The 9,549-nt window shown below is 65.5% G+C and carries 5 protein-coding genes; 1 reads left to right on the top strand and 4 read right to left on the bottom strand.

The features are described 5' to 3' along the window. Positions 1–134 precede the first annotated feature (134 nt). Together thpR and SB786_RS34945 are read right to left on the bottom strand one after the other, a co-directional pair. Complete coding sequence (gene thpR, locus SB786_RS34950) at positions 135–683, bottom strand: RNA 2',3'-cyclic phosphodiesterase (RefSeq protein ID WP_410731392.1); 549 nt, start codon at positions 681–683, stop codon at positions 135–137. Further along, positions 680–2,194: an alanine/glycine:cation symporter family protein gene (locus SB786_RS34945; RefSeq protein ID WP_410731391.1), complete on the bottom strand. Its 1,515-nt coding sequence runs from the start codon at positions 2,192–2,194 to the stop codon at positions 680–682. The genes thpR and SB786_RS34945 overlap by 4 nt, the downstream gene beginning before the upstream one ends. A 327-nt stretch (positions 2,195–2,521) precedes the next feature. Between SB786_RS34945 and SB786_RS34940 the strand changes: the two genes are divergently transcribed. Next, positions 2,522–2,917 carry a hypothetical protein gene (locus SB786_RS34940; RefSeq protein WP_410731390.1) on the top strand — a complete coding sequence of 132 codons (396 nt, stop codon included), beginning with the start codon at positions 2,522–2,524 and terminating at the stop codon, positions 2,915–2,917. A 59-nt stretch (positions 2,918–2,976) separates the two neighbouring features. On the opposite strand, the gene SB786_RS34935 is transcribed toward SB786_RS34940, so the two are convergent. Next, positions 2,977–4,443 carry a glutamate synthase subunit beta gene (locus SB786_RS34935; RefSeq protein WP_410731389.1) on the bottom strand — a complete coding sequence of 489 codons (1,467 nt, stop codon included), beginning with the start codon at positions 4,441–4,443 and terminating at the stop codon, positions 2,977–2,979. 85 nt (positions 4,444–4,528) lie between these two features. Further along, a complete protein-coding gene (locus tag SB786_RS34930; RefSeq protein WP_410731388.1) occupies positions 4,529–9,232 on the bottom strand; it encodes a glutamate synthase-related protein in 4,704 nt (1,567 codons plus the stop codon). Positions 9,233–9,549: the final 317 nt, after the last annotated feature.

Raw genomic sequence — 9,549 nt, 5'->3', positions numbered from 1 at the left:
GCGCTTCACTTCATTCGCTGTGACCAGCTTATGGCGGGACTTGCACCCGCAGGAGTGCGCCCATGCTGGGCGCACAAGCAAAAGGCCGGCGCACGCTGCGCCGGCCTTCTCTCGCTCGTCCCGCCCCCTTCCCGCTACGCCCGCCCGATCGGCACCGACACGATCGGCACATGCGACACACCGTCGTGCGACAGCCGGCTTTCGAACAGCGTCAGCGCGACGAAGCGCAACGCGACCGGCCGGCCGGTCGCGCCGCCGTGCGCGGGCTGTCCGTCAGCATCGCGCGGCAGCCGCGCGAGCGTCACATGCGGCCGGAACGGCCGGCGGTCGGCCGGCACGCCCAGGTCGCGCAACAGCGCGGACAAATCGGCATTCAGCGCCGCACAGGCGGGATCGGCGGCGAGTTCCGCGACGATCAGCCGCGCGCGCGGCAGGCTCGGCCACCAGGCGATCCGCTCGACCCGCTGCAACGGCAGCGCATGCGCGCTCGCGAGCGCCGGCAGCCGTTCGGCCAGCGCGTCGCACCGTGCGCGCTCGATCGCGCCGATGAACGCGAGCGTCACGTGCAGTTGCGCGGGCAGCGTGCGCCGTGCACCGCGGGTGACCGGCAGCGCGTGCAGCGCGTCGCGCGATGCCGTATCGGGCATCAGCGCGACGAACGCCCGGAGCCGGTCGCCGTTCATGACTCGCGCACCGCCACGCGGGCTTCGGCCACGGCGTCGTCCACCGCTTCGTTCACCGCATCGGCCGAAGCCGGACGCAGCGGCAGCGGGCCGTGCTCGCCCCACACGTCGGCCGGCAGCACGCGTGCGAGCTCGGGAATCGTGTTGCGCGTGAACACCGGTTCGGCAATGCCCTGCGCGCGCTGGTGGCGATAGTCGCGCCACGCGGCATGCGCATACTTGCCGAGCGCGAGAATCGCGACCAGGTTGATGATCGCCATCAGCCCCATGCTCGTATCGGCCATCGCCCACACCAGCCGCAGTTGCCCGACGCTGCCGAACATCACCATCCCCAGCACCGCGATGCGGAACAGCGGCAGCACGGCGCGCCGCTTCGTGATGAACTCGACGTTGCCTTCCGCATACGCATAGTTGCCGATCACCGACGAGTACGCGAAAAAGAAGATCGCGACGGCCATGTAAATGCTGCCCCAACCGCCGACGTGGCTCGTGATCGCACGCTGCGTGAGCGCCGCGCCTTCCATGCCGGTGCCGAGTTCGTACTGGCCCGACAGCAGGATCACGAACGCGGTCGCGCTGCAGATCACGATCGTGTCGACGAACACGCCGAGCATCTGAATCAGCCCCTGCACGACCGGATGCCGCACGCTCGCGGTCGCGGCCGCGTTCGGCGCACTACCCATGCCGGCCTCGTTCGAGAACAGCCCGCGTTTCACGCCCATCGCGACCGCCTGGCTGACCGCATAGCCGAACAGGCCGCCCGCCGCCTGCTCGAGCCCGAACGCACTCTTCACGATCAGCGCGATCACGCCCGGCACCAGCGCCGCGTGCGTCGCGACCGCGTAGGCTGCCAGCGCGAGATAGCCGATCGCCATCACCGGCACGATCACCTGCGCGACCGACGCGATGCGGCGAATGCCGCCGAAGATGAGCGGCGCGGTGAGCAGCACGAGGCCGAGGCCGACCGTCTCGTGGCTCCAGCCGAATGACGTGTGAAACGCATCGGCGATCGCATTGGCCTGCACCGCGTTGAACACGAAGCCGAACGCGAGGATCAGCGACAGCGAGAACAGCACGCCGAAGCCGCGTGAGCGCAGGCCTGTCTGGATGTAGTACGCGGGGCCGCCGCGATAGCTGCCGTCCGGGTGCGACACCTTGAAGATCTGCGCGAGCGTCGCCTCGACGAACGCGGACGACATGCCGACGAGCGCCGTCATCCACATCCAGAAGATCGCGCCAGGCCCGCCGACCGTCAGCGCAACCGCGACACCCGCGATGTTGCCGGGGCCCACGCGGCTCGCGAGGCCCGTCGCGAACGCCTGGAACGACGAGATGCTGCCAGGCTCCCCCTTGCTGCCGACCAGCTTGATGCTGAGGAGCAGCGCCTTCAGCTGGATCATCCGGAAGCGCAGCGTGAACCACACGCCCACGCCGAGCAGCAGCGCGATCAGCACGTAGTTCCACAGCACGCCGTTGACGGCATCGATCAGCCCTTGCACGAATGCTTCCATCCGGAATCCTTGTAAATGGGTCAGTTACATGCGGCAGGTGCGCGAACGCAGCCCGAGGGGCGACATGATATGACAGTTCACAACAAAAATTACAAAATGAAAGAATTGAGTCGCTTTCACCGAGAGATACGTCAACTCGGTGAAAAAAATCTCTCGTTCTCAGGCCAACGACCTGTCAAGAATGCAGACATACGTCCCCCGCAGGCAGTCCATAGGCCCTCGTTCGGTGGACTGATGCGACCGCCTCGCTAGCAATCTCCCGGGCAGCTCCAGTAATTTGGCTGCCCGGACCACCCCAAAGTTGTTTGCGCCCACATCGAGCCCTTCATGATTTCCAGAGTCGTACGCGGAGTTCTCAAACTAGTTCTTTGGCTAGCTATCGCAACGATCGGCGCCTACACGCTGCTGTTCATCATCGTCGCAACTTCCCGGTATGAGAGAACGGAAGGCAGTTGCCCCGACATGTCTATCGATACGCTACGAAACAAGGTCCTGCTACGTCTCAAGGAACACGGAATACCGGCGGAGAGCATCCGGTTCGACGGTGCGCCGCGGTATCACGCGTGGAAGCTCGGTGTGTGGGAATTCCCGCTGCGCGTTGAGGGAACCCGATATACCGCGATGATCGATTGCAACGAGCAGCTTTCAAGCTACGGGGAAGTCAGGGATCAGCCGGTCAATCAAACCGGACAAGCCCGCGATCGCCCACAGCTTCAGAAATAAAAAACCGGGCGCCCTCTCGGACGCCCGGTTTTCGTCGAAACCCGCTCGCGCTGATCAGCTCAGCGCGGCAGGTTCGAATGCCCCATCAAATACGCGTCGACGGAGCGCGCGCACTGGCGGCCTTCGCGGATCGCCCAGACGACGAGCGACTGGCCGCGGCGCATGTCGCCTGCCGCGAACACCTTGTCGACCGACGTGTAGTACGAGCGATCGCCTTCGGTTGCCGCACGCGCGTTGCCGCGCGCATCCTTCGCGACGCCGAACGCCTCGAGCACGGTGGCTGCCGGCTGCGTGAAGCCCATCGCGAGCAGCACCAGGTCAGCCTTCAACTCGAACTCGGAGCCCGGCACTTCCTGCATCTTGCCGTCCTTCCACTCGACGCGCACCGCGATCAGCTTCTCGACCTTGCCGTTCTTGCCTTCGAGACGCTTCGTCGCGACCGCCCAGTCACGCTCGCAGCCTTCTTCGTGCGACGACGACGTGCGCAGCTTGATCGGCCAGTACGGCCACACGAGCGGCTTGTTTTCCTCTTCCGGCGGCTGCGGCAGCAGCTCGAACTGCGTGACCTGCTTCGCGCCGTGACGGTTCGACGTGCCGACGCAGTCCGAACCCGTATCGCCGCCGCCGATCACGATCACGTGCTTGCCCTTCGCGATCAGCTGGTCGACGAGCTTGTCGCCCGCATTCACGCGGTTCTGCTGCGGCAGGAAGTCCATCGCGAAATGGACGCCGGCGAGCTCGCGGCCCGGCACCGGCAGGTCGCGCGGCGTTTCCGAACCGCCCGCGATCACGACCGCGTCGAATTCTTCCTTCAGCTGCTCCGGCGAAATGGTTTCCTTCGCGAGGCTGCCGATCGACTCGGGCAGCGGATCCTTGCCGATGAACACGCTGGTGCGGAACGTCACGCCTTCCGCTTCCATCTGGCGCATGCGGCGATCGATCAGCCACTTCTCGAGCTTGAAGTCGGGGATCCCGTAACGCAGCAGGCCGCCGATGCGATCGTTCTTCTCGAACACCGTCACGTCGTGGCCCGCACGCGCGAGCTGCTGCGCGACGGCGAGGCCCGCGGGGCCCGAACCGACGACCGCGACCGTCTTGCCGGTCTTGTGCTCGGGCGGCAGCGGCTTCACCCAGCCTTCCGCCCAGGCCTTGTCGATGATCGCGTGCTCGATCGACTTGATGCCGACCGGATCGTCGTTGATCCCGAGCGTGCACGCTGCCTCGCACGGCGCCGGGCAGATGCGGCCCGTGAACTCGGGGAAGTTGTTGGTCGAATGCAGGACTTCGATCGCCTGCTGCCAGTCCTGGCGGTAAACGAGATCGTTGAAATCCGGAATGATGTTGTTGACCGGGCAGCCGTTGTTGCAGAACGGGATGCCGCAATCCATGCAGCGCGCGCCCTGGACCTTCGCGTCCGCGTCGGTCAGCGCCGCGACGAATTCCTTGTAGTGCTTCACGCGCGTGAGCGGTGCTTCGTACGCCTCGTGGCGGCGTTCGAACTCCAGAAAACCGGTTGCCTTGCCCATAAGGTGCTCTTCTGTTCGGTGTATCGGGTGGGGGAGCCGCGCGCGGCAGTCATGCGCGCGCGGCATTCGCTATGTCGTTCGTCGCTCAGGCGGCCAGCACTTCCTTCGCCGCCTTCTTCGCACCGATCTCGCCCAGCGCGCGCTTGTATTCGTGCGGGAACACCTTCACGAACTGGCGGCGCGCCGCGTCCCAGTTTTCCAGCAGCGACTTCGCGCGCGGCGAACCCGTGAACTGGAAATGACGCTCGACGAGCCCCTTGAGCAGCGCTTCGTCCGTCATGCCTGCATGCCAGAGCGCGCGGCCGACGGTACGCTCCTGCTCGGCCTGCTGCAGCACCGGATCGAGTGCGACCATCGACTTGTTGCACTTCGCCGCGAACGTGCCTTCCGGATCGTAGATGTACGCGAGACCGCCCGACATGCCGGCCGCGAAGTTGCGCCCGGTTTCGCCGAGCACGACGACCGTGCCGCCCGTCATGTATTCGCAACCGTGGTCGCCCGTGCCTTCGACGACCGCCGTCGCGCCCGAGTTGCGCACGCAGAAACGTTCGCCCGCGACGCCGCGGAAGAACGCCTCGCCTTCGATCGCGCCGTACATCACCGTGTTGCCGCAGATGATGTTTTCCTCGGACTTGCCGCGGAAGTCGTTGGTCGGACGGATGATGATCCGGCCGCCCGACAGGCCCTTGCCGACGTAGTCGTTGCCGTCGCCGACGAGGTCGAGCGTCACGCCCTTCGCGAGGAACGCGCCGAAGCTCTGGCCGGCCGTGCCCTTCAGCTGGATGTGCACCGCGTCGTCGGCCAGGCCGTCGTGGCCGTGCTTCTTCGCGATCACGCCCGACAGCATCGCGCCGACGGTGCGGTTCACGTTGCGCACCGGCTGGATGAACGACACATGCTCGCCGTTCTCGATCGCGGCCTTCGCCTTCTCGATCAGCACGTGGTCGAGCGCGCGCTCGAGGCCGTGATCCTGCACGTCGACGTGACGCGGCGCGACGTCCTCGCACTCCTCCGGCTGGTAGAACACGCGCGAGAAGTCGAGACCCTTCGCCTTCCAGTGCTCGATGCCCTTGCGCGTATCGAGCAGGTCGGCGCGGCCGATCAGGTCGTCGAACTTCGCGACGCCGAGCTGGGCCATGATCTCGCGCACTTCTTCAGCGACGAAGAAGAAGTAGTTCACGACGTGCTCCGGCTGGCCCTTGAACTTCGCACGCAGCACCGGATCCTGCGTCGCGACGCCGACCGGGCACGTGTTCAGGTGGCACTTGCGCATCATGATGCAGCCTTCGACGACGAGCGGCGCCGTCGCGAAGCCGAATTCGTCCGCGCCGAGCAGCGCGCCGATCACGACGTCGCGGCCCGTCTTCATCTGGCCGTCGGCCTGCACGCGGATCCGGCCGCGCAGGCGGTTCAGCACCAGCGTCTGCTGCGTTTCGGCCAGACCGAGTTCCCACGGCGTGCCCGCATGCTTGACCGACGACAGCGGCGATGCGCCCGTGCCGCCGTCGTGGCCGGCGATCACGACGTGATCGGCCTTCGCCTTCGCGACACCGGCCGCGACCGTGCCGACGCCGACTTCCGACACGAGCTTCACCGAGATGCTCGAGCTCGGGTTCACGTTCTTCAGGTCGTGGATCAGTTGCGCCAGATCCTCGATCGAGTAGATGTCGTGGTGCGGCGGCGGCGAGATCAGGCCGACACCCGGCACCGAGTAACGCAGCTTGCCGATGTATTCCGACACCTTGTGGCCCGGCAGCTGGCCGCCTTCGCCCGGCTTCGCACCCTGCGCCATCTTGATCTGGATCTGATCGGCCGATGCGAGGTACTCGGCGGTGACGCCGAAGCGGCCCGACGCGACCTGCTTGATCTTCGAGCGCAGCGAATCGCCGTCCTTCAGCGCAATGTCGCTGACGATCTCGTCGCCGATCACCGACTTCAGCGTCTCGCCCGCCTTGATCGGAATGCCGCGCAGCTCGTTGCGATAACGCTTCTCGTCCTCGCCGCCTTCGCCGGTGTTCGACTTGCCGCCGATCCGGTTCATCGCGATCGCGAGCGTCGCGTGCGCCTCGGTGCTGATCGAACCGAGCGACATCGCGCCCGTCGCAAAGCGCTTGACGATGTCCTTCGCCGGCTCGACGTCGTCGATCGGGATCGCCCTGGTCGGCTCGACCTTGAACTCGAACAGGCCGCGGAACGTCATGTGACGCTTGGTCTGGTCGTTGATCAGGTGCGCGTATTCCTTGTACGTTTGGTACGAGTTGCTGCGCGTCGCGTGCTGGAGCTTCGCGATCGAGTCCGGCGTCCACATGTGGTCTTCGCCGCGCACGCGGTACGCATACTCGCCGCCCGCGTCGAGCATGTCGCGCAGGACCGGGTTGTCGCCGAACGCATCGCGGTGCAGGCGGATCGCTTCTTCCGCGACTTCGAACAGGCCGATGCCGCCGACCTTCGAGGCCGTGCCCTTGAAGTACTTCTCGACGAGGTCGCTCGACAGGCCGAGCGCTTCGAAGATCTGCGCGCCGGTGTACGACATGTACGTCGAGATGCCCATCTTCGACATCACCTTCTGCAGCCCCTTGCCGACCGCCTTCGTGAAGTTGTAGACGGCCTTCTCCGGCGACAGGTCGCCCGGCAGGCCTTCGGCCATCTGCGCGAGCGTTTCCATCGCGAGGTACGGGTGCACGGCTTCCGCGCCGTAGCCCGCGAGCAGCGCGAAATGGTGCGTCTCACGTGCCGAGCCCGTCTCGACGACGAGGCCCGTGCTGGTGCGCAGCCCTTGCTGGACGAGGTGCGTGTGGATCGCCGACGTGGCGAGCAGCGCCGGAATCGCGACGTGTTCGGCGTCCGTCTTGCGGTCCGACACGATCAGCATGTTGTAGCCCGACTTGACCGCGTCGACGGCTTCCGCGCACAACGACGCGAGGCGTGCCTCGATGCCTTCCTTGCCCCATGCGACCGGATAGCAGATGTTCAGCTCGTATGCGCTGAACTTGCCGCCCGTGTACTGGTCGATCGCGCGGATCTTCGCGATGTCCTTGAAGTCGAGCACCGGCTGCGACACTTCGAGACGCATCGGCGGGTTGATGTTGTTCGTGTCGAGCAGGTTCGGCTTCGGGCCGACGAACGACACGAGCGACATGACCATGTTTTCGCGGATCGGGTCGATCGGCGGGTTCGTGACCTGCGCGAACAGCTGCTTGAAGTAGTGATAGAGCGTCTTGTTCTTGTTCGACATCACCGCGAGCGGCGAGTCGTTGCCCATCGAACCGACGGCCTCCTCACCCTGCTGCGCCATCGGCGCCATCAGGAACTTCAGGTCTTCCTGCGTATAGCCGAACGCCTGCTGGCGGTCGAGCAGCGCGGCGCCTTGCGTGCGGCCGGCCGCGACGTCCTCGGCATTCGGCTCGATCTCGTCGAGCTTGATCCGCACGGCGTCGATCCAGCTCTTGTACGGCTTCGCGTTCGCGAGGTTGTCCTTGAGCTCCTTGTCGTCGATGATGCGGCCGTGTTCCATGTCGATCAGGAACATCTTGCCCGGCTGCAGGCGCCACTTCTTGACGATCTTCGATTCGGGGATCGGCAGCGTGCCCGCTTCCGACGCCATGATGACGAGGTCGTCGTCCGTGACGATGTAGCGCGCCGGGCGCAGGCCGTTACGGTCGAGCGTCGCGCCGATCTGGCGGCCGTCGGTGAACGCGATCGCGGCGGGGCCGTCCCACGGCTCCATCATCGCGGCGTGGTATTCGTAGAATGCGCGGCGGTTGTCGTCCATCAGCGTGTGCTGTTCCCACGCTTCCGGAATCATCATCATCACCGCGTGCACGAGCGGGTAGCCGGCCATCACCAGCAGTTCGAGACAGTTGTCGAACGACGCGGTGTCCGACTGGCCCGGGTAGATCAGCGGCCACAGCTTCGGCAAATCGTCGGCGAGCACGTGCGACGCGATCGCGCCGGTACGCGCGTTCAGCCAGTTCACGTTGCCCTTCACGGTGTTGATCTCGCCGTTGTGCGCGATCATCCGGTACGGGTGAGCGAGTTCCCATGCCGGGAACGTGTTGGTCGAGAAGCGCTGGTGCACGAGCGCGAGCGCCGACACGACGCGCGGGTCCTGCAGGTCGCGGTAATACACGCCGACCTGGCCTGCCAGCAGCAGCCCCTTGTAGACGACCGTGCGCGCCGACATCGACGGCACGAAGTATTCCTTGCCGTGCTTGAGCTTCAGCGCCTGGATGCGGTGGCTCGCGGTCTTGCGGATCACGTACAGCTTCCGCTCGAGCGCGTCCGTCACCATGATGTCCTTGCCGCGGCCGATGAAGATCTGGCGGATCAGCGGCTCGCTCGCCTTGACCGTCGGCGAGATCGGCATCGAATGGTCGACCGGCACGTCGCGCCAGCCGAGCACGACCTGGCCTTCGGCCTTCACCGTCCGCTCGAGCTCCTGCTCGCACGCGAGACGCGATGCGTTTTCCTTCGGCAGGAAGATCATCCCGGCCCCGTATTCGCCGGCCGGCGGCAGGTCGACGCCCTGCTTCGCCATTTCCTCGCGATAGAACGCGTCCGGGATCTGGATCAGGATGCCGGCGCCGTCGCCCATCAGCGGATCGGCACCGACTGCGCCGCGGTGATCGAGGTTCTCGAGAATCTTCAGACCCTGCTGAATGATCTCGTGGCTCTTCTTGCCCTTGATGTGAGCGACGAAGCCGACGCCGCAGGCGTCGTGTTCGTTTTGCGGGTCGTACAGACCTTGTGCGGCGGGCACCGCGGCGCGCGGCTTCTGGTGGTCGTTCATGGGGACACCGTCGTAAAGGGGGCCTCGGGGGCCGTTGAACCATTTTTTTGTTGCCGTCGATCCCGCTCCCGACGGGAGACGGCACGGCCGACAGTGGTTGGGCGAGCTTCACCCGGGCCACCGGAATTCGGAATATACGCGACGAATCAAAGGAATAGCAACAAAAACCGCTTGATCGATCCCCAATTAAAGCCGAGCGCCGATCTGGTGCCATTTTATTGGGGCCGTATCGTTTTGGTGCAATCGGGATAGGGGCGGTCAGATAAACTGACCGATCCCCTCCCACACCACCCGGCATGCGGGTCCGCACCGGGCGG

The sequence above is a fragment of the Burkholderia sp. SIMBA_062 genome (genome assembly GCF_046534765.1).
GTDB lineage: Bacteria > Pseudomonadota > Gammaproteobacteria > Burkholderiales > Burkholderiaceae > Burkholderia > Burkholderia ambifaria.
Note: the sequence above shows the minus strand (reverse complement) of the source record. Positions and strands in the feature narration are given on the sequence as shown.

Excerpts from the sequence above, each read along its gene's own strand:
- thpR (WP_410731392.1), bottom strand. The coding sequence starts at position 683 with ATGAACGGCGACCGGCTCCGGGCGTTCGTCGCGCTGATGCCCGATACG.
- SB786_RS34945 (WP_410731391.1), bottom strand. The coding sequence starts at position 2,194 with ATGGAAGCATTCGTGCAAGGGCTGATCGATGCCGTCAACGGCGTGCTG.
- SB786_RS34940 (WP_410731390.1), top strand. The coding sequence starts at position 2,522 with ATGATTTCCAGAGTCGTACGCGGAGTTCTCAAACTAGTTCTTTGGCTA.
- SB786_RS34935 (WP_410731389.1), bottom strand. The coding sequence starts at position 4,443 with ATGGGCAAGGCAACCGGTTTTCTGGAGTTCGAACGCCGCCACGAGGCG.
- SB786_RS34930 (WP_410731388.1), bottom strand. The coding sequence starts at position 9,232 with ATGAACGACCACCAGAAGCCGCGCGCCGCGGTGCCCGCCGCACAAGGT.